General features: G+C 72.2%; 19 protein-coding genes. 8 read left to right on the forward strand and 11 right to left on the reverse strand.

Going from position 1 to position 22115, the window contains the following annotated elements; genetic code table 11:
- Nucleotides 1-3: 3 nt before the first annotated feature.
- Nucleotides 4-1149 (reverse strand): acyl-CoA dehydrogenase family protein, encoded by a 1146-nt coding sequence (locus tag IE262_RS23680; protein WP_189876338.1) that lies wholly within the window; start codon nucleotides 1147-1149, stop codon nucleotides 4-6.
- A 108-nt stretch (nucleotides 1150-1257) separates the two neighbouring features.
- Complete coding sequence (locus tag IE262_RS23685; protein WP_189876340.1) at nucleotides 1258-2169, reverse strand: SDR family NAD(P)-dependent oxidoreductase; 912 nt, start codon at nucleotides 2167-2169, stop codon at nucleotides 1258-1260.
- A 146-nt stretch (nucleotides 2170-2315) separates the two neighbouring features.
- Between IE262_RS23685 and IE262_RS23690 the strand changes: the two genes are divergently transcribed.
- Nucleotides 2316-3242: a cyclase family protein gene (locus tag IE262_RS23690; protein ID WP_134033742.1), complete on the forward strand. Its 927-nt coding sequence runs from the start codon at nucleotides 2316-2318 to the stop codon at nucleotides 3240-3242.
- A gap of 532 nt (nucleotides 3243-3774) precedes the next feature.
- On the opposite strand, the gene IE262_RS23695 is transcribed toward IE262_RS23690, so the two are convergent.
- The 3 genes from IE262_RS23695 to IE262_RS23705 form a co-directional block, all read right to left on the reverse strand.
- Complete coding sequence (locus IE262_RS23695; RefSeq protein ID WP_229877427.1) at nucleotides 3775-4260, reverse strand: ATP-binding protein; 486 nt, start codon at nucleotides 4258-4260, stop codon at nucleotides 3775-3777.
- 482 nt (nucleotides 4261-4742) lie between these two features.
- The gene (locus tag IE262_RS23700) at nucleotides 4743-5654 is read right to left on the reverse strand and encodes an acyl-CoA dehydrogenase family protein (RefSeq protein WP_189876621.1); all 912 of its coding nucleotides are present in this window, start codon (nucleotides 5652-5654) and stop codon (nucleotides 4743-4745) included.
- Nucleotides 5655-5662: 8 nt separating this feature from the next.
- Nucleotides 5663-6817 (reverse strand): acyl-CoA dehydrogenase, encoded by a 1155-nt coding sequence (locus IE262_RS23705; protein WP_134033735.1) that lies wholly within the window; start codon nucleotides 6815-6817, stop codon nucleotides 5663-5665.
- Between the two features lie 309 nt (nucleotides 6818-7126).
- On the opposite strand from IE262_RS23705, the gene IE262_RS23710 reads away from it, so the two are divergent.
- Nucleotides 7127-8662 (forward strand): class I adenylate-forming enzyme family protein, encoded by a 1536-nt coding sequence (locus IE262_RS23710; RefSeq protein WP_189876342.1) that lies wholly within the window; start codon nucleotides 7127-7129, stop codon nucleotides 8660-8662.
- Between the two features lie 41 nt (nucleotides 8663-8703).
- On the opposite strand, the gene IE262_RS23715 is transcribed toward IE262_RS23710, so the two are convergent.
- Both IE262_RS23715 and IE262_RS23720 read right to left on the reverse strand, forming a co-directional pair.
- Nucleotides 8704-9216: an EF-hand domain-containing protein gene (locus tag IE262_RS23715; RefSeq protein ID WP_134033728.1), complete on the reverse strand. Its 513-nt coding sequence runs from the start codon at nucleotides 9214-9216 to the stop codon at nucleotides 8704-8706.
- 185 nt (nucleotides 9217-9401) lie between these two features.
- Nucleotides 9402-9839, reverse strand: coding sequence for an STAS domain-containing protein (locus IE262_RS23720; protein WP_189876344.1), 438 nt, complete (start codon nucleotides 9837-9839; stop codon nucleotides 9402-9404).
- 389 nt (nucleotides 9840-10228) lie between these two features.
- Here IE262_RS23720 and IE262_RS23725 point away from each other — a divergent pair, with 389 nt between their 5' ends.
- Together IE262_RS23725 and IE262_RS23730 are read left to right on the forward strand one after the other, a co-directional pair.
- Entirely contained in the window at nucleotides 10229-10810 is a 582-nt protein-coding gene (locus IE262_RS23725; RefSeq protein WP_134033722.1) for a sigma-70 family RNA polymerase sigma factor, read from the forward strand.
- Nucleotides 10807-12108, forward strand: coding sequence for a zf-HC2 domain-containing protein (locus IE262_RS23730; protein WP_189876346.1), 1302 nt, complete (start codon nucleotides 10807-10809; stop codon nucleotides 12106-12108). The genes IE262_RS23725 and IE262_RS23730 overlap by 4 nt, the downstream gene beginning before the upstream one ends.
- Nucleotides 12109-12138: 30 nt before the next feature.
- Here the strand turns inward: IE262_RS23730 and purU are convergent, their stop codons facing one another.
- Both purU and IE262_RS23740 read right to left on the reverse strand, forming a co-directional pair.
- The gene (purU, locus tag IE262_RS23735) at nucleotides 12139-13023 is read right to left on the reverse strand and encodes a formyltetrahydrofolate deformylase (protein WP_134033715.1); all 885 of its coding nucleotides are present in this window, start codon (nucleotides 13021-13023) and stop codon (nucleotides 12139-12141) included.
- A 200-nt stretch (nucleotides 13024-13223) separates the two neighbouring features.
- On the reverse strand, nucleotides 13224-13724 hold the full coding sequence (locus IE262_RS23740; protein ID WP_134033712.1) for an SCO4402 family protein: 501 nt from the start codon (nucleotides 13722-13724) through the stop codon (nucleotides 13224-13226).
- 117 nt (nucleotides 13725-13841) lie between these two features.
- Here IE262_RS23740 and IE262_RS23745 point away from each other — a divergent pair, with 117 nt between their 5' ends.
- Entirely contained in the window at nucleotides 13842-15167 is a 1326-nt protein-coding gene (locus IE262_RS23745; protein WP_189876348.1) for an ABC transporter substrate-binding protein, read from the forward strand.
- A 38-nt stretch (nucleotides 15168-15205) separates the two neighbouring features.
- Here IE262_RS23745 and IE262_RS23750 read toward each other — a convergent pair whose 3' ends face one another.
- Together IE262_RS23750 and IE262_RS23755 are read right to left on the reverse strand one after the other, a co-directional pair.
- Nucleotides 15206-16873, reverse strand: a complete 1668-nt coding sequence (locus IE262_RS23750; protein ID WP_189876350.1) for a hypothetical protein — start codon at nucleotides 16871-16873, stop codon at nucleotides 15206-15208.
- A 257-nt stretch (nucleotides 16874-17130) separates the two neighbouring features.
- Nucleotides 17131-18513 (reverse strand): NsdA family TPR-like regulatory protein, encoded by a 1383-nt coding sequence (locus IE262_RS23755; protein ID WP_134033703.1) that lies wholly within the window; start codon nucleotides 18511-18513, stop codon nucleotides 17131-17133.
- Between the two features lie 318 nt (nucleotides 18514-18831).
- Between IE262_RS23755 and IE262_RS23760 the strand changes: the two genes are divergently transcribed.
- The 3 genes from IE262_RS23760 (at nucleotide 18832) to IE262_RS23770 (ending at nucleotide 22064) form a co-directional block, all read left to right on the forward strand.
- A complete protein-coding gene (locus IE262_RS23760) occupies nucleotides 18832-19491 on the forward strand; it encodes a bifunctional DNA primase/polymerase (RefSeq protein WP_373305114.1) in 660 nt (219 codons plus the stop codon).
- Between the two features lie 144 nt (nucleotides 19492-19635).
- Nucleotides 19636-20424, forward strand: coding sequence for an ABC transporter ATP-binding protein (locus IE262_RS23765; RefSeq protein ID WP_189876352.1), 789 nt, complete (start codon nucleotides 19636-19638; stop codon nucleotides 20422-20424).
- Complete coding sequence (locus tag IE262_RS23770; protein ID WP_189876354.1) at nucleotides 20421-22064, forward strand: transporter; 1644 nt, start codon at nucleotides 20421-20423, stop codon at nucleotides 22062-22064. The genes IE262_RS23765 and IE262_RS23770 overlap by 4 nt, the downstream gene beginning before the upstream one ends.
- Nucleotides 22065-22115: the final 51 nt, after the last annotated feature.

Here is a 22115-nt window from a genome sequence, read left to right on the forward strand (position 1 = left end):
CCTTCAGCCCCTGGGCTCCTTCGGCAGGCCGAGCACGCGCTCGGCGATGATCGTGCGCTGGACCTCGTCGGAGCCGCCGTAGATGGTGTCGGCCCGGGAGAAAAGGAACAGGTGCTGCGACGGGTCGAGTTCGTACGGCTGCGCGGGCGACCAGTCCCGCGGGCCCACGGCCGCCCCCGCGCCCCGTACCAGCATCGCCAGTTCCCCGAGCCGCTGGTGCCAGCCGCCCCACAGCAGCTTGGCCACGCTCGGCACGCCCGTCTCACCGCCCGAACCCCCCAGCGTCCGCAGGGCGTTCCAGCGCATGGTGCGCAGCTCCGCCCACTGGCGTACGAGCCGGTCGCGTACGACGGGGTCGCCGGCGGCGCCCGTCTCGACGGCCGTACGGATGACCTGCGCGAGCTCCTCGGCGAAACCGATCTGCTGGGCGAGCGTGGACACCCCCCGCTCGAAGCCGAGCAGGCTCATGGCGACACGCCAGCCGTTGCCCTCCCCGCCGACCAGGTGCTCGGCCACGGCCCCGTCGAAGAAGACCTCGTTGAACTCGCTCGTCCCGGTCATCTGCCGGATGGGCCGCACCTCGACGCGGCCCGGCTGGTCCATCGGGACGAGCAGGAAGGACAGGCCGTGGTGGCGGCGCGAGCCGGGCTCGGTGCGGGCGAGGACGAAACACCAGTCCGCCTCGTGCGCGAGGGAGGTCCAGATCTTCTGGCCGGTCACCCGGTACGTCGTCGTGGCGCCGTCGCGGACCGCCGCGGTGCGCACGCCCGCCAGGTCCGAGCCCGCTCCCGGTTCGCTGTAGCCCTGGCACCAGAGTTCCTCGCCGCGTGCGACAGGCGGCAGGAACCGCCGCTTCTGCTCCTCGGTGCCGTGCTCGATGAGGGTGGGGGCGAGGAGTTTCTCGCCGATGTGCCCGGACCGGGCGGGTGCCTTCGCGCGCGCGTACTCCTCGGCCCAGACGACCTGCTGGACGAGACTCGCGGTCCGGTTCCCGTACCCGCCCTCCGGCCAGCCGATGCCGATCCACCCACCGCGCCCGAGCTCCCGCTCCCACGCACGCCGGCTCACCCCCTCGGCGGGGTGCGCCCCCAGCCAGCCCCGCACCTCACCCCGAAACGCCTCGTCGTCCGTACCGAACCCGAAGTCCACGGGCTACCTCCTCACCCGAGCTGCACGCCCCCGTCAAGGGGCGCGGGGAACTGCGCGACCAGCCACCGAAAAACCCGCACCCGCCGTACGACCTCTCCCACCACCCCCTTAGGCGTTCGGCCGACCCCCCGCGGCAGCGGCCCGCGCCATCGCCTCCACCCGCTCCAGCATCGGCATCGGATCCACCCCCACGCTCCCCGGCAGAACCTCCGCGATCCGCTCCGGTGTCCAGGAGCCCTCCGCGAAGGCCGAGCGCAGCTCGCGCGGCTGGGCCCAGACCGCGATCCTGGGCCCGGCGACGGTGTAGACCTGCCCGGTGATGCGTGCCTCGCGCGCGCGGTCGCTCAGCAGGTAGACGACCAGGGCCGCCACGTCCTCCGGCTCACCGATCTCCGCGAGTTCCATCGGGACGTTCGCCGACATCCGGGTACGGGCCACCGGCGCCACCGCGTTCGCCGTCACCCCGTACTTGTGCATCCCGAGCGCCGCGCTGCGGACCAGGGAGATGATGCCGCCCTTGGCCGCGCTGTAGTTGGCCTGGGACACCGAGCCCTGGTGGTTGCCGCTGGTGAAGCCGATGAGGGTGCCGGACTTCTGCCGGCGCATCAGGGCCGACGCGGCGCGGAAGACGGTGAAGGTGCCCTTCAGATGGGTGGCGACGACCGGGTCCCACTCCTCCTCGGACATGTTGAAGAGCATCCGTTCGCGGAGGATTCCCGCCACGCACACCACGCCGTCGATCCGGCCGTACACCTCGACGGCCGTGTCCACCACCCGCTGCCCGCCGGCCATGGTCGACACGTCGTCGGCCACCGCGACCGCCTCGCCGCCGGCCGCCACGATCTCCTTGACCACGGCCTCGGCGACCGCACTCGTCGGCTCGGAGCCCTCGATGGAGACCCCGTAGTCGTTGACGACGACCCGAGCGCCCTCGGCCGCCGCCGCGAGCGCCACCGCCCGGCCGATGCCGCGCCCGGCCCCCGTCACGGCGACGACCTTGCCTGCCAAGAAGTTCCCCACGCCCGACCCCTTCCCGCAGTTTCTGACGGACCGTTAGATTCGGCGGTCGGGCCGATTCTACGACCCGTCAGATACCTGGAGACAAGACCCCGGAGCGGATGGGGAAGACCGGCAGACCGCGGGACGAGGGGGGAACAGGAGGGATCATGTCGTTGCCGGAGGAGTTCCACGAGATCGCGGGGCGCGTGAACAACTGGGGCCGTTGGGGGTCCGACGACGAGATCGGGACGCTCAACCTGATCACCGACGAGGTCGTACAGGGCGCCGCCGCCTGCGTGCGGACCGGGCGGCGCGTTCCGCTCGGCCTCCCGCTCCAGCAGGACGGCGTGCAGACCGGCATGGTCCCCGGCCGCGTCAATCCGCTGCACACGATGGTGCAGATCAACCTGGAGACGTTCGGCCCCGGCACCGTCGCCTGGAGCGACGACGCCGTGACCATGGGGCTGCAGTCCGCCACCCACTGGGACGCCCTCACCCATGTCTCCCACTCGGGGCGGATCTACAACGGCCGCCCGGCGGACACCATCACCCCGCACGGCGGCGCCGAGTTCAGCGGCATCGACAAGGCGCGGCACATCGTCACGCGCGGTGTCCTCCTGGACGTCCCGCGCGCCCTCGGCCTGGACCGGCTCACGGGCGATCACGCGGTCACCCCCGACGACCTGGAGGCGGCCGAGGAACTGGCGGGTACGCGGGTGAGGAGCGGTGACGTCGTCCTCGTACGGACCGGGCAGATACGGACCTACCTCGCCGGCGACCGGCACGCGTACGCGTACCCCTCACCCGGCCTGTCGGTGCGCACACCGGAGTGGTTCCATGCCCGCGACGTCGCCGCCGTCGCCAACGACACGCTCACCTTCGAGATCTTCCCGCCGGAGATCGAGAACCTGTGGCTGCCCGTACACGCGCTCAACCTGGTCGAGATGGGGATGCTCCAGGGCCAGAACTGGAATCTCGAAGAGTTGTCCACAGCCTGTGGAGAAGAAGGGCGCTACAGCTTCCTGCTGTCCGCGACACCTGAACCGTTCGTCGGCGCCACGGGCACTCCGGTGGCACCCGTGGCCGTGCTCTGAGGTGCCGCCGGGGATCCGGGACCGCCGGACCCGCCCTGGCCCCCCAACTCCACCCACTCCGCTCTCCGGATGGCGGCGCGCTCCCCCACCTCCCGTCCGCGCTCGGGCGACAGCGCCCCCACCTCGCCCCGAGCGCGGCATCGCGCGCCGCCATCCGGTTCCGGCGTACCAGCTCTCGCTCCCCGGACGTCCCCGTGCCGGCGGGCCGTCCGGCCCTGTGGGAGCCGACGCCGAATCACGACCCACGCTCGTCGAGGGCGCCCGTCACCGGAGCCCTCGCCGTCCCCTCACGGTGAATCGTTGAACACAAGCGTGATCAAACGGACACGGCACGTCAACACCCGTTCGGGGATTTGCCCGTTATGAGCTTTTCATTACGGCGCGCAATGGAGCACACCCCCGGCGCACCGACCCCGGTCCTCCCCGGATACGTCCGGGCCCGTGCGACCGCGCGCAGGCGCATGCGTCGTGACGCCCCGGCCGAGGGTGACCCCATACGGCCACATACGACCCTATACAGCCCTATACAGCCCTATACGGCCTCGTACGCGCACCCCACGTACGCCATGGAGGTCGAGACGGGGGTGCTGGCCGCGCCGCGGCGGGGGCCGGGGTCATAGCGGTCCAGTTCGCACCAGATCCGTTTGCCGACGCCCTCGGAGTTCCAGCCCCAGCGGTCGGCCAGCCCTTCGACGAGGGCCAGGCCGCGGCCGTTGGTGTCGTCACCCTCCGCGTGCCGGGGCACGGGCGGCCGCTCACAGGTGTCGGCCACCTCCAGGCGGACGGTACCCGCCGAGCCGTCCCGCACCCCGGACAGCAACAGCCGCAGCACCGCGGGGCAGCCCGTGTGCACCACGGCGTTGGTGACCAGCTCGGACACCAGCAGGACCAGCGTCTCGGCCAGTGGCTCATCGGCCTCTATCCCGGACCCGGCGAGCCGTGAACGGGCCCATTTCCGGGCGCGCCCCACCTCCGTGGGGTCGGGCCGGATCTCCAGCTGCACTTGAAGCACCTGCACCGCTCACACCATCCGAACCGGCGGGCACATCACCGCGTGCCTCGCCAAGGCCACGATCGTGGTCATCTTCTGCACGGCCATCGACTGCATGGCCCGGACAGGGATCACCGAACGTGATCCCGTTACGTACCAGCATGGTTGACGTACAGTCACCCCAACAAGCGCTTCGGGCATATTCCAGCGCGAAGGAGTACGCATGCGGCATACTGTGCGACGCTCGCCACGGGGAGTCGAACAGGCGGAGCCACACCCCCGCCCACCAGTGCGAGTGGCGCGCATCGCCCGATCCGGCGTCGCCTCGGGGGCGACACCGGGATGGCTCGTTCTCGGAACCACTCGCACCTCACACAAGGTACCGGAGCGGAGCTTCGACTCCAGGGCGTGACAAGTCACGCGTAGGACACAAGCCGATATCAACGCTCGGTAATTCCCCTGTGCCACGATCCACGGCATCCGCCACAGGAGCCCCGGTGACCCCCTGGTCAGACGACCGCACCCGGCGGATCGCCCAACAGGTCACCCGCGAGCATCTCCTCACTCTGCGTCACGTCGCCGCTGCGGCGGGCGCGCACCCAGGCCCGCTTGAGGTGCAGGTGAACGTCGGACTCCCAGGTGAAGCCCATGCCGCCGTGCACCTGGAGGCAGTCGCGGGCACCGTGCAGGGCCGCCTCGTCGGCGAGCAGCCGGGCCGCGGCGATGTCCAGCGGGTCGGCGGTGACGGCCGCCGCGTACACGGCGGCCCGCGCCGTCCCGACCCGTTCCAGCATCCCGGCGCACAGATGCTTGACCGCCTGGAAGGCTCCGACGGGCCGTCCGAACTGCTCTCGGGTCCGGGCGTGTTGCACGGCGAGTTCGCAGGTGCGGGACGCCGAGCCGAGCTGCTCGGCGGCGGTCAGGAGGACGGCGAGGGGATCGGCCGGGAGATCGGCCAGCCGATCCCTTCCGCCTCCGTCCGGTACGCGGTGCAGCGGGGTCAGCGGATCCACCGACCGCAGCGGTACGGCGCCGGACGCGTCGCCCCGTACGACGTCCGCCTCCTCCAGCCACTCCACCAGACCGCCCTGCACGGCGGTCACCACGGCCTCCCCCGTCGCGGCTCCGGGCACCCGCGCGTCCGCCGCGAGATGCGTGGCCACCAGGGGCCCGGGCAGCAGGACCCGGCCGGCCTGTTCGAAGGCCAGGACCGCTTCGGGGAGCCCGAGCCCGACCCCGCCCTCCGCCTCGGGCAGCGTCAGCGCGAAGAATCCCGCCTCGCCCAACTCGCGCCACAGGGTGCGGTCGAGTCCGGGCGTGTCCAGGGCGATGCGCAGCGCCTGACGCCCGAAGCGTCCTTCGAGCAGTGCGCGCACACCGTCCCGCAGCGCTCGTTGATCGTCGGTGAGTTGGAAGTGCACGGATCGCGTCACCGCCCCTTCGGCAGGCCCAGGATGCGCTCGGCCACGATGTTGCGCTGGATCTGCGAGGTCCCGGCCGCGATCGTGTACGACAGCGACGACAGCCGGTCGAGCACCCACGGCCGGTCGAGGTCGAGCGCCTCCGGGCCCAGGATGTCGGCGGCCGTGTCGTACAGCTCCTGCCGTGCGTGCGAGTAGCGGAGCTTGAAGACCGAGCCGCCCGCGCCCGGGACCCCGCCGCTGCGCTCGGCCTCGCTGACATTCCACTGCGTCAGCCGCCACAGCGCGCGGAACTCGGCGTTCAGCCGGCCCAGCCTGCGCCGGAGCGCGGGGTCGTCCCAGCGGCCGTTCTTCCGTGCCTCGCGCGCCAGCTCGCCCAACACGCGACGGCACGAGACCACTTCGCCCACGAACGCGGTGCCCCGCTCGAACGACAGTGTCACCATGGTCACGCGCCAGCCGTCGTTCTCCGCCCCCACCCGGTGGCCGACCGGCACGCGCACCTCGTCGAGGAAGACCTCCGCGAACTCCGCCGACCCCGCGAGGGTCTTCAGCGGCCGTACGGTGATCCCCGGGGCGTCCATGGGCATCGCGAGCCAGGTGATCCCCCGGTGCTTGGGCGCCGAGGGGTCCGTGCGCACCAACAGTTCGCACCAGTCGGCGACTTCCGCGTGGGACGTCCAGATCTTGGACCCGCTCACCACGTAGTGGTCGCCGTCCCTCCGCGCGCGCGTGCGCAGCGCCGCGAGGTCGGAGCCCGCGTCCGGTTCGCTGAAGCCCTGGCACCAGACCTGTTCGCCGCGCAGGATGGGCGGGAGCCAGCGCGCCCGCTGCTCGGCCGTGCCCTCGGCGGCGATGGTGGGTCCCGCGTGCAGCAGTCCGACGAAGCCCGCGCCCACGTAGGGGGCGCCCGCCCGCTCGGTCTCCTCCAGGAAGATCAGGTGCTGGGTGGGGGTGGCCCCCCGGCCGCCGGCGTCCACCGGCCAGTGCAGCCCCGCGTATCCGGCGTCGTACAGCATCCGCTGCCAGCCGAGGTCGTAGGCCCGGCGTGCCGGCCAGTCCTCGGGCGGCGGCTTCGGCGGCAGTGTGGGCAGCACCCCGGCCAGCCACTCCCGCAGCCGCGCCCGGAACTCCTCCTCCTCCGGGGTGTACGTGAGGTCCATTCCGAGCCTCCTCCGGCATCTTTTCTGACGGCTCGTCAGGCAATGCCTGCGGGAAGGCTAGCCCCGCACCCCTGGACCGACAAGGCGGGGCGCCCTACGCTCTTCCCACGACCTGACTACTCGTCAGATACCGACCGGCGAGTGAGCCGAAGGGGCGCGCCGGTGTCGAGAGCGCATGGGGTCCCCCCGCGCGAGCGAAGCCGAGCGTGGGGGAGCGCGGAGGCCCGAAGGGTCGAGCACGGTCGGGCTCTCGACACCGGCTCCAGCGCACCGGAGGCGAACCGAGCCTCAAAAAAAGGGGGGCCCGCCGTGAACGAGAACGACACCGCCCACGCGCTGAGCACGTCCCGCACCCTCTGGGAGCTGCTCTCCCGTCGCGCCGACCTCACTCCCGGCCGGCCCGTGCTCCTCCAGGACGACCGGGTCCTGACCTTCGGTGAGTTGCGCGGGCGGGCCGAGCGGGTGGCGGCGGGGCTGTACGGCATGGGGGTGCGCCCGGGCACGGTGGTCGCCTGGCAGCTGCCCACCCGTGTCGAGAGCGTTCTGCTGTCGTTCGCGCTGGCCCGCCTGGGCGCCGTGCAGTCACCGGTCATCCCCTTCTACCGGGACCGCGAGGTCGGCTTCGCGCTGCGGGAGTCGAAGGCGGAGTACTTCGCCGTGCCGGGCGAGTGGCGCGGCTTCGACCACACGGAGATGGCGCGGCGACTGGGCGCGAAGGGCGTCTTCGAGGCGTACGACCGCCTCCCGGACGGCGATCCGGCCGTCCTGCCCGCGCCGCCCTCGGAGGGCACCTCGGTCCGCTGGATCTACTGGACGTCGGGCACCACCTCCGACCCCAAGGGCGTGCTCCACACGGACCGTTCACTGATCGCGGGCGGCTCCTGCCTCGCCCACGCCCTCCACCTCTCGGCGTCCGACGTGGGTTCGATCGCGTTCCCGTACGCGCACATAGGCGGCCCCGACTACATGGTGATGCTGCTGCTGTACGGCTTCCCGGCGGTGCTGTTCGAGCACTTCGCGCTGCCGGACGCGCTGGAGGGGTACCGCAGGCACGGGGTGACGGTGGCGGGCGGGTCCACCGCGTTCTACTCGATGTTCCTCGCCGCTCAGCGCGAACAGCCCGGCACGCCGGTCGTCCCGACGCTGCGGCTGCTGGCGGGCGGCGGAGCTCCGAAGCCGCCCGAGCTGTACCACCGCGTCGTGCGCGAGATGGGCGTCCAGCTCACCCATGGGTACGGCATGACCGAGGTGCCGATGATCACGATGGGGTCGCCGGACGACTCGGCGGAGAACCTGGCGACGACCGAGGGGCGGCCCCCGGAGGGGATGGAGATACGGATCGTCGACGGGTCAGGCAGGCCGGTGGCGTACGGCGTCGACGGGGAGGTGCGGCTGCGGGGGGAGGCCGTGTGCCAGGGGTATCTGGATCCGGCGCAGACGGCACAGGCGTTCGACGCCGACGGGTTCCTCGTCACGGGTGACCTCGGGCGTCTCACCGAGGACGGTCACCTGGTCCTGACGGGCCGCCTCAAGGACGTCATCATCAGGAAGGGGGAGAACATCTCCGCCAAGGAGATCGAGGACCTGCTGCACCGGCACCCGGCGGTCCGGGACGTCGCCGTCGTCGGGCTGCCGGATCCCGAACGCGGGGAGCGGGTCTGCGCCGTCGTCGAGCGGGTGCCGGGGGGCGGGGAGTTGTCCCTGGACGACATGACCTCGTACCTGCGCTCGGAAGGGCTGTCCGTGCACAAGCTGCCCGAGCAACTGGAGGTGGTGGACGCCCTTCCGCGCAACGACACCCTGCGGAAGGTGCTCAAGTACAAACTGAGGGAACGCTATGCGTGACGTGAGGGAACGCTGTTCGTGCGGTACGTGAGTTACGTGCGTTATTCGGGCACCGTGAAGTAGCGCGCGAAGGCCGTGACGACCTCCGCCTCGCCCACCTTGCCGTCGGCGTCGGTGTCGAGGGTCGCGGCGGCCGCGGCGGCGACGTGCTCGGGCACACCGAGGGCCCTGAGGACACGGGTGGCCGCCTCGACCGTGACCGAACCGTCCCCGTCGTCGTCCGCGACGGCGAGGGCCGCGTGCAGGAAGGGGCGGGCGATCTCGGCGAACCGGCCGGGGTTGTCGCGCAGGCGCTTGACCGCGCCGTTCACGAACTCCTCCCGGGTGATGCGCTGGTCGCCGTCCCGGTCCGCTATCCCCGCCATGCCCTGCCACAGGGCCTCGGCGCCGCCGTACAGGGCCTGGCCCTTGTCGGACCGGGGTGTGGTGGCGAACTCGGCGAGGACCGCCTTGGCCGCCGCGCTGAAGTCCGCGCGGTCGATGTAGCCGTTGCCGTCCTGGTCGAAGGTGGCGAACCGGGCAGCGATCCTGCGCTCGTACTCGGTGCTGACCATGTCTGTTCGGGACCGCCTTACGTCGTCACGAGGGGATTGGTCTGAACGGAGCGTACGACGTCAGGGGCCGGGTCGGTGCGGGAAAACGACGCTTGTGCCAAGACCGGGGGAATTTCGCGACAACGGCGTGGCGTGCGCGTGACCTGCGCGTGGCCCGGGTAGGGGCGCCTTCGCGTGCGTGCCGCTCACGCCGACAGTGGGCCGGCCTCCTCGTCGTCGTCCGGGGCGCCGTCCACAGCCGTGGCCACGTCCGGGTGGACGTCGAACAGGCGGCGGACCCCGAGGGCGCCGAGAACGCGGTTGACGTGCGCGCCCTGTCCGCGTCCGCCGTCCGCCCCGCCCCCGCCGGCGGCTGTGCCGGTTCCGTCGGTCGGGAGTATCAGACGTAGTTCGCCCCGGCAGGAACGGATGAGGCGGCGGGTGGCGATGAGGACACCGACACCGCTGGAGTCGCAGAACACGACACCGGAGAGGTCCAGGACGAGGCTGCGGCGGCCGTCGGCCACCGCGTCGTGCACCCGTTGCCTCAGCACCGGGGACGTCACCAGGTCCATCTCGCCCGACACATGGAGCACGGCCCACTCGCCGTGCTCGCCGCCGGTCACCTTGAGCGTCACCACCACGCCTCTCAGTCGCCGGAAATCCCTGGAACTCCCGGAATGAGCACCGGAAACGGAAGCCGCAGTTACGCTTCCATCTGCGCGGCTGCCCCAGCCTCGTTCCATGAAACACCGAGGCCTGGCCGAAAGCGTGGGCTAAGACTGGCCATTTCAGTCCGGATCGGTCTTGTACGATCCAATACGGTCACGCTTGATCGGTTTCGCGCGGGGTAGGTGCAGCGCAGCAGCGAAGGCCGACCGGCCGCGGCCCATACCACCCCGGGCCTTCCCGGGGGCGCACATTGCCGCAATGGGGCGTGCGCCGCTGGTGGTGCCGACTACATTCGAGGTGGCACAGGACACAGGCTGGGTTTGGAGAACGGCGCACAGCACGAGCAGGGATGAGGGGCCACATGGCGACGAACGACGCGCCGCCCCGCTGGGACCGCAGGATGCAACAGCGGCTGGCGCACGGCGAGGCGGCGGCGCTCGGCGAGTTGTACGACCGGTTCGCCTCACTCGTCCACGGCCTCGCCCATCGCGTGCTGGGAGACGAACCCGCGGCCGACGCCCTCACCTGCGACGTCTTCGCCCACATCTGGGAGCACCCGGACGCCTACGACCCGCACGAGGGCCCGATGCGCTCCTGGGTCGCCGCGCTGACCCACCGCCTCGCCGTACAGCGCCTGCGCACCACCGGGACCGCGGCGCTGGCACGCGGCGGCGAGGGCACCACGGAGGACCTGGAGCGCAGGGTCCACCGCGCCTCGGCGGCCGCCCGCGCCGACTACATCGTCCAGTCCATGCCCACCCCGCTCCGCGCCGCCCTCGAACGCGCCTACTTCCAGCGCCGCGACTACCGTCAGGCCGCCGCCGACCTCGGCATCACCGAGGACGAGGCACGCCGCCGCCTGCGCCTCGGCCTCCAGCTCCTCTCCACGGCCCACCACACCGGGCCGTCCGGGGTGCCTCCGGAACACGGAGGCGCGAGGTGAACGGGGGTGCGGAGCGGTTCGAGAGATTCGAGGGGTTCGGCAGGCACGAGAGGCGGCAGGTCGGCGCGGGCGACGACAGCCGTGACGGCAGCGGCGGCCGCGACGGTGGGGAGGCCGTGCCGCCGCGGGTGCCCGCCGAGGACGGCGGACAGCCGGTGCCCGAGCCGCTGACCGCGCCACCCGTCCTGGCGCACGGGGTGCTCAAGGCGCTGCTCGGCGCATGGGCTCTCGCGGCGTGCTCGGCTCAGGAGACGGCCGCCGTCGAGGAGCACCTGGGGACGTGCGGCCCCTGCGCGGACGAGGCGCTGCGGCTGCGCGAGGCCGTGGGGCTGCTGCACGCGGAGGACAGTCTCGACCTCGCCCCGGCCCTGCGCACCCGTGTCCTTCAGGGTTGCCTCGACCGCCGGGCGCCCCGCATCCCCGTACCGGACTGGGTTGCTCCGTACGACGCGGAGACGGCCCGGCTCGACGCACTGCTGCAGGACATCGGGAACGCGGAGTGGCACGCTCCGGTGCGGCTGCGGTGGTTCGAGGGCGACCGGCCGGTGAGCCGCCGTACGACCGTCGCCGGGGTCATCGCGCATCTGCTGAGCGTCGACGGGCTCGTCGCGGTGGCGCTGGGCCTCGACGACCCGCTGCCCAGGGCGGCGGACGCCCCGACGCCGACGGCCCGCACCGAGGCGTACCGGCGGGCCTCCCGCTTCCCGCCCTCCCGCGGCGTACGCGGCCCATGGCGCGAACAGAGCCACGCCCTCGTCCGCACGGCGTCCCTCACCAGCGGGAACTCCGGGTCCGAGAAGCTCAGCGTGTCGTACGGCGACTTCGAGCTGCCGTTGCGGGACGCGATGCTGGACCGGGCCTTCGAGTGCTGGATCCACGCGGAGGACATCGCGGAGGCGGTGGCCTACCCGTACGAGCCGCCCGCACCGCGCCATCTGCACCGCATGATCGACCTGGCGGCCCGCGTCCTGCCGACGGTCCTGGCCGAGCGCCGCCGGGCCGGACTCGCCACACCGCCGCGGCAGACCCGCCACCTCGTGCCCGCCGGTTCACCCGGCCGCAGCCTGCGGCTGGAGATCGAGGGCCTCGGCGGCGGCGAGTGGCTCATTCCCCTCGACTCCCCCGCCGCGGTGGGCTCCGCCGATCACGCCGTGGCCCACGTCGCTCTCGACGGCGTCGAGTTCTGCCGGCTGGCCGCGGGCCGGGTGTCCCCGGAGGACGCGGCCGCGGGGCAGGAGGGCGACCGGGAGGCCATCAGAGACGTGCTGTCCGCGGCGGCGTCCTTGAGCCGGATGTAAGTCCGTAGGCAGCCCGTATGGTCCGTCGGGCTACGCGAAGACCACCGTCCGCCTGCCGTTCAGCAGGATGCGCCGCTCCGCGTGCCACTTCACCGCCCGCGCCAGGGCCTGGCACTCCACGTCGCGGCCGATGGCGACCAGCTGGTCGGGGGTGACGTCATGGCCGACGCGTTCGACCTCCTGCTCGATGATGGGGCCCTCGTCGAGGTCGGCGGTGACGTAGTGCGCGGTGGCACCGATCAACTTCACGCCGCGGGCGTGCGCCTGGTGGTACGGCTTGGCGCCCTTGAAGCTCGGCAGGAAGGAGTGGTGGATGTTGATGATCCGGCCACTGAGCTGCTTGCACAGGTCGTCGGAGAGGACCTGCATGTAGCGGGCCAGAACGACCAGCTCGACGTCGTTCTCCCGGACGATCTCCAGCAGCCGCGCCTCGGCGTCCGCCTTGGTGTCCCTCGTCACCGGAATGTGGTGGAAGGGGATGTTGTACGACCCCACGAGCTCGGCGAAGTCCGTGTGGTTGGACACCACCGCCGCGATCTCCACCGGCAGCGCGCCGATCCGGGCGCGGAACAGCAGGTCGTTCAGGCAGTGCCCGAACCTGCTGACCATGAGGACGACCCGCATCCTCTCCTCGGCCCGGTGGATCTGCCAGTCCATCTGGAACGAGTCACCGATCGCCGCGAAGCTCGCCCGCAGCTTCTCGACGGTCACCGGGGCCTCGGCCGAGAAGTGGACCCGCATGAAGAACAGGCCCGTGTCGTGGTCGCCGAACTGCTGACTGTCCTCGATGTTGCAGCCGGTCATGAACAGGTAGCTCGACACGGCGTGCACGATTCCCTGCTTGTCCGGGCAGGAGAGGGTGAGGACGTACTGGTCGGGGCGCGACGCCGCGGCTCGGATGGACTGCTCGCTCATGCGAGACAGGGTCCCACACACAGAGGGCAAGCCCCGGTTAGGGGCGCAGCCCCTAAGAGGGGCGCGGGGAACTGCGCGACCAGCCACAACAAACCCGCAGCCGCAGAACAACCGCAGCCCTACGGCGAAAAGGCGCAGACCACCCCCAACGAACCCGCACCCTCAAACCGCGCCCCAAGCGGAGCGCCCAGGCGGAGCGCCTACGCCGAGCGCGTCAGAATCCGCAACACCTCAAGCGTCCGCGGCGGCGCCTCCGGATCCTCCCCGTCACTCATCGCGAGCCGCACATGCGCCTCGCGGGCCGCCCGCACCGCCTCCGGCCACCCGTGGTGGTCGACGTAGGTGCTCACTGGCGCGTCGGGGCCCACCTGGTGCATGATCCGCAACACACGCAGCACGGCGGTGTCGACGAGGGCCGCCTCCTGCTCGTCGCGGAAGATCGTGCCCACGTACTTCTCGGCGGACCAGTTGTCCAGCCAGGTGTCCTCGACCAGGCGGTACACGGCGTCGGTGACGTCCCCGTACCCCTCGACACCGGCCAGCCAGACGTCCCGCTGGAACACCGGGTCGGAGAGCATGTGCAGCGCGGAGCGCACATTGCTGCGCCAGCGCCACCACGGCATGTCATTCAGTGGCATGCCGCCCATGGTGGATGAGCGACGCCCGCGACGGGAAGGGTTCTCCGAGTCATGCACAGTCACTGATCGTACTTTCCTCACGAAAACTCGGTCATCCCGCCTCGCAATTCACCTCTACGTCACCTGCCGTTGACCGTGAGGCACCCTTGGGTTGACGGTGTAACGGAATCGTGCGTGACCATGACCGGCAGGCGACGCACGCGCTCCTTCCTCCCCGTCCGCATCCGGCCCGTCCGCAGCACCGCGAGAGGGACACGCTCACGCGGGAAGTCCCTCGCGCTGTCCGCCGGCGCGCTGGCGGCGTGTGCCTCGCTCGCCGCCGGCTGCGGTGTCGTCCCCGGTACCTCGGGGAGTTCGGACGATCCCGTCACCGTCATGACCTGGGCGCCCGAGAAGACCGCCGCCACCAACGAGCCCGGCATGCCGGCCATGGCCAAGGCGTATGCCCGCTGGGTCAACTCCCGGGGCGGCATCAACGGCCGCAAGCTCAACGTCCTCACCTGCAACGAGAAGAACGACGCCGTGGCCGCCGCGAAGTGCGCCAGGCGCGCGGTCGACGCGGGCGTCGTCGCGGTCGTCGGCTCCTACAGCCAGCACGGCCGGTCCTTCCTCTCCCCGCTGGAGGCCGCGGGCATCCCCTACATCGGCGGCTACGGCGTCACCGACGACGAGTTCACCAGCCCGCTGTCGTACCCCGTGAACGGTGGCCAGCCCGCGCTCATGGCCGGCCTCGGCGAACAGCTCGCGGGGCCCTGCGGGCCCGTCGTCCTCGTCCGCCCGGACTCGGTCGCCGGCGACCTGATGCCGGAGCTCCTCAACGCCGGCCTGCGCACCGGGCCGCACGCGGCCGCGACGGACCAGCTGGCCGCGGAGGACGCGACCCAGTACTCGGAGCAGACCCGGAACGCGCTGCGGCGGGCCAGCGCCGACCCCGCCCGGATGGGCTGCCTGGTGCCCTCGCTCGGCGACCGTACCGACACCTTCATGGACTCCGTGCGGCGCGCCCGCGAGGACTACCCGGAGGTCCGGACCGCCGGCGTGCTCGGCAGCATCGACCAGCCGCTCATCGACGCGTCCGGCGGCAAGTCGGGACCGTACGAGGGGGCGTACGTCACCGGCTGGTACCCGGTGGGGAACGACAAGCGCTGGAACACCATGAACAAGGTGATCCGCGAGCACGCCTTCGGTGACAACCGGATCGATCCGGCGGACCCGGGCGTGCAGACCACGTGGATCGCGTACACGGTGCTGAAGTCGATCGTCCAGGAGCTGGGCGACGGCGAGGTGAGCGCACGCACCGTGCGCCGGACCCTCGACAACGGGACGAAGGTGACCACGGGCGGGCTGACCCCGCCCCTGAGCTGGCCCTTCGACAACCTCGTCGCCCCCGGCGGCTTCCCGCGCCTGGTCAACGCGAACGTCACGTTCCAGGTCGTCCGTGAGGGCCGTCTGGTGGCCGCCCGGCAGGGCTTCGTCAGCGTGCTGAAGACGCTGGAGGACGCCTGAGCGACCCCGGGGACCCGCTCAGCCAGGGCGGCGGGACCTCACAGCTGCGTCGGCTGGCGCTGGGTGAGTCCGTAGGTGGACGCGATGGAGTTCCACAGCTCGGCGGCCTTCGCCTTCTCGGTGCTCGCCGTCGTGCTGGCGCGGTTGCCGGCCTTCGTCCGCTCCGTGACGCGGGCCTGGCCCTTCTTGCACCCCTTCTTCTGGGCGGTCTGGTCGGCCCAGGCGGCGTAGTGGTCGTCCGCGGCGGCGGAGGCCTTCCAGGCGCGGGTGAGCGCGCTGGTCAGCGCGGCGTTGTCCGGCAGCTTGTCCACGGAGAGCTGGGACAGGCGCGTGACCAGGTCGTTGCGCTGCTTGGCCGCGTCACGCAGGTCGGTGGCGGCCTTGCCGAGGTTGTCGCAGCGCCGGATGTCCGCCACCGCGTTGATCACGGCGGTGCGGCTGTCGCCGCTGTCGGCGAGGAGCTTGTCGAGGGCGACGGCCTGCTCCTTCGCCGGGTCGGCGGACGGAGACGGCGACTCGGCGGCGTCGGACGCGGCCGCGACGGGCTTGTTCTCGGCGGCCTGCTTGTCCTTGCCTCCGCCGTCGCTGAGCAGGGCGCCCGCGCCGACGCCGAGGACGGCGATCCCGATGCCGACGGCCGCGATGAGGGGAACCCGGGAGCCCGTACGGCCCCGCGCGCCGCTGTCACGCCGCGCCGCGGCCCGCCCGCCGCCTCCGTGCGGGGCCTGCGGGGCGTGCGGTGCCTGCGGTGCCTGCGGGCCGTACCCGCCCTGCGGAGGCTGGACACGGGGCATCTGCTGGGTGGCCCCCGCCCCGTCAGCGCTCGGCTCGCTGCGGAAGAGGCTGTCGAAGACGTCCGGCTCCGGCCGCTGCCCGGCTCCGCCGGGGGCCCCACCGTACGGCTGTGCGGGTACGGGAGCGATGTACTGCGTGGCCTCGGCGTCGGGGTTCCCGGGGGCGGCCGCGGGCGGCGGCGGGGCCGTTGCGGGCATGGGTCCGGCGCCCGGTCTGGAAAGGTGGCCCAGGACCTGCGTCTGGTCGGACGACACCTCGGGCGGGAGTGCGCCGGGGCCGACCGGCGGAAGGAACTGCGTCGCCGCCTCGTCCCCGGGAGGGGCGGTGACCGGGGGTATGAGCTGGGTGGCGCCCTCGTCGACCGGCGCCGGGGGCCCGGCGGGCGGCAGCGGCGCGCTCTGCGCGGGGGACGACGGCGGGCCCGGCGGTGGGAGCGGGCTGCCCGCCTGCCGTTCGACCACGCCCGCCTGCGGGGGCAGCGGGACCGCCTGCTGGGCGCCCTCGGGCGGCATCGCGCCGGGCGCGGGCTGAGTCGGCTGAGGCGGCTGGGGCTGATGGGGCGCCTGCGGGTAGGCCTGCTGCTGCGCCTGGGAATAGTGTTGCGGCTGCGGCTGCGCATGGGGCTGCTGCGGCTGCTGGTGGGCCGGCGGCGGTGCGCCCCAGCCCTGGTCGCCCCAGGCAGGGGCCGGTCCCCCGGCCTGCTGCTCACCCGGTGAGTACCACGGCTGGGCCGGCGGCGGAGCCGGGGCCGCCGACGCGTCGGGCCCCCACGGCCCGTCCCAGGACCGGCCGGGCGCCGGTGCCGACTGCTGCTCGCCGGGCAGGAGGGGTGCGCTGCCGTCGGAGGGCAGCACGATGCCTTCGCGCGGGATCCGCGCCTCGGGCTCCTCGCCCTGTCCACTCTGCGTCACCGGGGCTCCTACGAACGGGGGACTTTCGGAATCGTCGGCTCACGCTACCGGTTCCCCACAAGCCGATGCCACGCAGCGCAGAGCGTGATAGCTCACGGCTCCGGCCGCTTCAAAGGGGCCGCAGGCCCCCTTTGAAGGGGCGCGGGGCTGTATCGACATGCGGCTCCGCCGCGTGGGCGCGACAAGCCACGACGAACCCGCACCCCGCAACGAACCAACCCCCGACGACGCACCCCGGAACCGCTCAACCAGCGGAGCTAAGCCGCCTGCAACTCCATCCGCGCCCCGAACTCCCGCACCACCGGCTCGTCCCGGAACGGTTCGAGCCGCTGCCGGAAGTCCTCCAGATACTCGGCCCCACGGTTCGACCGCAGCGTGCCGAGCAGATCGACCGCCTGCGAAGCCGTGTGACAGGCCTGTTCGACCTCGCGCCGCTGCACCTGCGCGGTGGCCAGCAGGACGAAGCCGATCGCGCGGCGCCGGGCGCGCGACTCGGGGTGCCCGTCGAGGGACTGCTGCGCGCACCGGGCCGCCGCGTCGGCCTGCCCGAGGTCGCGGTGGCAGTGCGCCAACTCGTCGGCGAGATACGCCTCGTCGAAGTGCCCGATCCACACCGGGTCGTCGCCGGACGCCGGATCGGCCGCCTCCAGGGCCGTGACCGCCCGCCCGGAGGCCAGTTGGGCCGCGCGCGCGTCACCCAGCAGCGCGTGCCCCCGCGCCTCCGCGGCGTGGAACATGGCCTCCGCGCGCGGTGTCACACGCCCCCGGGCCCCTTCCTGCGCCGCGCGCGCCAGTTGCGCGATCTCTCTCGGGTTCCCGAGCTGCGCCGCCAGGTGGCTCATGGACGCGGCCAGCACATACCCGCCGTACCCGCGGTCGCCCGCGGCCTGCGCGAGCCGCAGCGCCTGGATGTAGTACCGCTGGGCCAGGCCCGGCTGCCCGGTGTCGACGGCCATGTAACCGGCGAGCTCCGTCAGCCGCGCGACCGCCGCGAACAGGTCACGCCCCACGGCCTCCCGGTACGAGCCCGCCAGCAGCCCGGAGACCACGCTGTTGAGGTAGTGCACGACGACCGGGCGCACATGCCCGCTGCCGTACTGGTGGTCCAGGTCCACCAGGGCCTGGGTCATCGCCTTCACGGCGGCCACGTCGGACTGCCCGACCCGTGGCCCCGCCGAGCGCGACACCTGCGAGTCGGGCGCGGAGATCAGCCAGTCACGGCTCGGCTCGACCAGCGCGGACGCGGCGACGGACGAGCCGGAGAGGAAGTCCCGGCGGCCGACGTCGCTGCGCCACAGCTCGCAGACCTGCTCGATGGCGCCCAGCACGGTCGGCGAGAACTGCAGGCCCACGCCCGAGGCGAGGTTCTTGCCGTTGGCCATGCCGATCTCGTCGATCGTGACCGTACGCCCCAGCTTGCGCCCGAGTGCCTCGGCGATGATGGCGGGCGCCCGCCCGCGCGGCTGCTGTCCGCGCAGCCAGCGCGCCACGGACGTCTTGTCGTAGCGCAGATCCAGAGCGTGTTCCGCGCCGCACATGTTCACCCGCCGGGCCAGCCCCGCGTTCGAGCAGCCCGCTTCCTGAATGAGTGCCTGCAGCCGTTCGTTCGGCTGCCTGGCGACGAGAGGCCTTGCGGCCATGGCGTACCCCCTGTGGCATGCGGTGCCTGCCCACGCACCGAGTTGACATGTCTTCAGTGACCGGAAAAACCGAAAGAATCCGGCCTTGAAGATCAATGCCCCGCCAACATGCTGACAATGCGGGACATGTGAGGATTGCCGGAGTAGTGACGACTACCCATCGACTACCGATCCCCCACACGTGGCTACCCAGCCCCCATGGACATTCCTCCTACGCGCCCCCGGATGTGCGCCCATGCGCCCCGGACGGGGAGCCGGTGCCCACCCCCGCGCATGTGACATCCGTAACCCCTGATGACGGCTAGAGTTGTGTTCATCGTGGAAGAGACCATCGCGGGCCCTGAAGCTGCCCAAATTCCCCAGCAGCGCGGCGAATCGCTCCTGGAAGCCGCCGTACGTTACGCCGAAGAACGCCACTGGGACGTGTGCCCCGGTACATGGCTTGAAGCCGTCGACGGGGAGCATCACTGCTCCTGCGGTCAGCCCGCGTGCGCCGTCCCCGGCGCACACCCGGCGCGTAAGGACTGGGCGTCGCAGGCCACGGGCAGTGCGACCGTCGCGCGCCGGCTGTGGTCCCAGCAGCCGACCGCGTCGATCCTGCTGCCGACGGGCCTCACGTTCGACGCGATCGACGTGCCCGAGAGCGCGGGACTGCTGGCGCTGGCCCGGATGGAGCGCATGGACCTGACGCTCGGGCCGGTGACCTGGACCCCGGACCGGCGCATGCAGTTCTTCGTACTGCCCGGCGCGTCCGCGAAGATCTCCGATCTCGTACGGAAGTTGGGCTGGTCGCCGCTCTCTCTCGACCTGACGGCGCTCGGCGAGGGCGCGTACGTGACGGCTCCGCCGACCCGGTACGGCTCCCGGGGCGCCGTGCAGTGGGCTCGCCGCCCGACTCCGGCGAACCGGTGGTTGCCGGATGCGGAGGAGCTTATTTCTCCGTTGGCGTACGCGTGCGGTCGGGACGGGCGCCGGTAGCTCCGCGGGGGGCACCGTAGAACCGCGGGTGGGTCCGCGACTGCGGGCCGTCTGTGGTGGGTCGCGCCCGCGCGGTGGGAGCCGCATATCCAGTACAGCCCCGCGCCCCTTCGGGGGGCGCCCGGCCCTCGTATCGTGAGCGGCATGACTGAAGGCGCAGTGGGCGGGGCCGCCGTACGTGTGCGGGGGCTCTGGAAGCGGTTCGGGCAGCAGGTCGCCGTCGCGGGGGTCGATCTGGATCTGCCTGCGGGACGCTTCATCGGGCTGGTCGGGCCGAACGGCGCCGGGAAGACCACCACCCTGTCGATGGTCACCGGCCTGCTCCGGCCGGACCAGGGCACCGTCGAGGTCGTCGGGCACGACGTGTGGCGGGACCCGGTGGAGGTCAAGGCCCGGATCGGGGTGCTGCCCGAGGGGCTGCGCCTGTTCGACCGGCTGTCCGGGCGGGAACTGCTCGCGTACACGGGCAGGTTGCGCGGTCTGCCCGGCGCCGAGGTCGACAAGCGCGCCACCCAGCTCCTCGACGTCCTCGACCTCGCGGGCGCCCAGCACAAGCTCGTCGTCGACTACTCGACCGGCATGCGCAAGAAGATCGGCCTCGCCGCCGCCCTCCTCCACAACCCCGAAGTCCTGTTCCTGGACGAGCCGTTCGAGGGCGTCGACCCGGTGTCGGCCCAGACCATCCGCGGCGTCCTGGAGCGGTACACGGCCTCAGGCGCCACCGTCGTCTTCTCGTCCCACGTCATGGAGCTCGTCGAGTCGCTGTGCGACTGGGTGGCCGTCATGGCGGCGGGCCGCATCCGCGCGCACGGTCCGCTCGCGGAGGTGAGGGGCGAGGCGCCGTCGCTCCAGCACGCGTTCCTGGAACTGGTGGGTGCGCACACGCGGGACACGGGATCGGCCCTGGACTGGCTGGGCGGCGGGGCGCGATGAGCTCGGCCGCGGGAACGGGTACGGGCACGGGTACGGAACGCGCGGCCGCGGCAGGGGCTTCGGTCACCTCTGTCGTCGTACGGCTGAAGCTGTCGCTGTTGCGCAACGGGCTGCGGCAGTCGGGCGGGCGGCGGGCCGCCTATGTCGCCTCCACCGTCCTCGTCCTGCTGTTCGCCGCGTTCCATCTGCTCGGGCTGATCGCGCTGCGGGGCAACGCGCACGCCGCGTCCGTGACCGTGCTGCTGGTGGCCGTGCTGGCGCTCGGCTGGGCGGTGATGCCGCTGTTCTTCCCGAGCGGCGACGAGACCCTCGACCCGACACGGCTGGTGATGCTGCCGCTGCGGCCGCGCCCGCTGGTCCGGGCGCTGCTGGTGGCCTCGCTGGTGGGCATAGGGCCGCTGTTCAGCCTGTGCCTGCTGGTCGGCTCGGTGATCGCGGTGGCCCGTGGCGCGGCCGCGTACGCCGTCTCCGTCGTGGCCGTCCCGCTCGGGCTGCTGGTGTGCCTGGCCCTCGCGCGGGCCGTGGCCGCCGCCAACATCCGCCTGCTGACCAGCCGCAAGGGCCGGGACCTGGCCGTGCTGAGCGGTCTGGTGATCGCGATCGGGGCCCAGCTCGTCAACTTCGCGGCCCAGCGCCTGGAATCGGCCGGACTCGGGCAGCTCGACCCGGCCGCGAACGTGCTGAGCTGGGTGCCGCCGGCGTCGGTGGTCGGCGCGGTGGACGCGGTGAGCGAGGGATCGTACGGCGTCGGGGCGGCTCGGCTCGCGCTGAGCGCCGTGGCGTTGGCCGGGCTGCTGTTCCTCTGGTCGCGCACCCTGACCCGGCTGATGACCTCGCCGGACTCCTCCACGCTCCCGGCCGCCGAACCGGCACGGGACCGTACGCGGTCCGCGGGGCTGGGCCGGATCCTTCCCGCGGGCCGCACCGGCACCATCATGGAGCGCAGCCTGCGGTACGTGTGGCGCGACCCGAAGACCAAGGCGGCCTGGGTGACATCGCTCGCCATCGGGCTGATCGTCCCCGTCTTCAACGCCCTCCAGGGCACCGGCTCGATCTACTTCGCGTGCTTCGCCGCGGGGATGCTCGGCATCCAGACGTACAACCAGTTCGGGCAGGACACATCCGCGTTCTGGATGGTCGCGATGACCATCTCCTCGCCCCGGGACGCGTACGTCGAACTGCGCGGCCGCGCCCTGGCCATGCTGGTGATCACCCTGCCGTACGCGACGCTCGTGACCGTCCTGACGACGGCGATGCTCGACGGCTGGCCCGCGCTGCCGGAGGTGCTGGGCCTGTCCTTCGCGCTGCTCGGCGCGATGCTGGCCACGGGTGCCTGGTCCTCGGCCCGCTTCCCGTACTCCATCCCGCAGCAGGGCTACAAGAACGTGGCCCCCGGGCAGGCGGGCCTCGCCTGGATATCGATCTTCGGCGGCATGGTCGCGTCGGCCCTGCTGTGCGTTCCGGTCATCGCCCTCACCATCTGGCTCAACGTCACGGCGGGCGGCGACGACTGGACCTGGCTCCTGCTCCCCCTGGGCACCGCGTACGGCGCGGGCATCACCCTCCTGGGCCTCCGCCTGGCGGCCTCCCGAACGGCAACGAGACTCCCGGAGATCCTGTCAGCGGTCAGCAGGGGGTGAGCTCCGCGCCCCGAAAGGCCTGCGGCCCGTGAGGGGCGCGGCCTTTCAGGG

This window comes from Streptomyces bluensis (assembly GCF_014650715.1).
GTDB lineage: Bacteria > Actinomycetota > Actinomycetes > Streptomycetales > Streptomycetaceae > Streptomyces > Streptomyces bluensis.

Excerpts from the sequence above, each read along its gene's own strand:
- IE262_RS23765 (WP_189876352.1), top strand. The coding sequence starts at position 19,636 with ATGACTGAAGGCGCAGTGGGCGGGGCCGCCGTACGTGTGCGGGGGCTC.
- IE262_RS23725 (WP_134033722.1), top strand. The coding sequence starts at position 10,229 with ATGGCGACGAACGACGCGCCGCCCCGCTGGGACCGCAGGATGCAACAG.
- IE262_RS23745 (WP_189876348.1), top strand. The coding sequence starts at position 13,842 with ATGACCGGCAGGCGACGCACGCGCTCCTTCCTCCCCGTCCGCATCCGG.
- IE262_RS23770 (WP_189876354.1), top strand. The coding sequence starts at position 20,421 with ATGAGCTCGGCCGCGGGAACGGGTACGGGCACGGGTACGGAACGCGCG.
- IE262_RS23690 (WP_134033742.1), top strand. The coding sequence starts at position 2,316 with ATGTCGTTGCCGGAGGAGTTCCACGAGATCGCGGGGCGCGTGAACAAC.
- IE262_RS23715 (WP_134033728.1), bottom strand. The coding sequence starts at position 9,216 with ATGGTCAGCACCGAGTACGAGCGCAGGATCGCTGCCCGGTTCGCCACC.
- IE262_RS23705 (WP_134033735.1), bottom strand. The coding sequence starts at position 6,817 with ATGGACCTCACGTACACCCCGGAGGAGGAGGAGTTCCGGGCGCGGCTG.
- IE262_RS23755 (WP_134033703.1), bottom strand. The coding sequence starts at position 18,513 with ATGGCCGCAAGGCCTCTCGTCGCCAGGCAGCCGAACGAACGGCTGCAG.
- purU (WP_134033715.1), bottom strand. The coding sequence starts at position 13,023 with ATGAGCGAGCAGTCCATCCGAGCCGCGGCGTCGCGCCCCGACCAGTAC.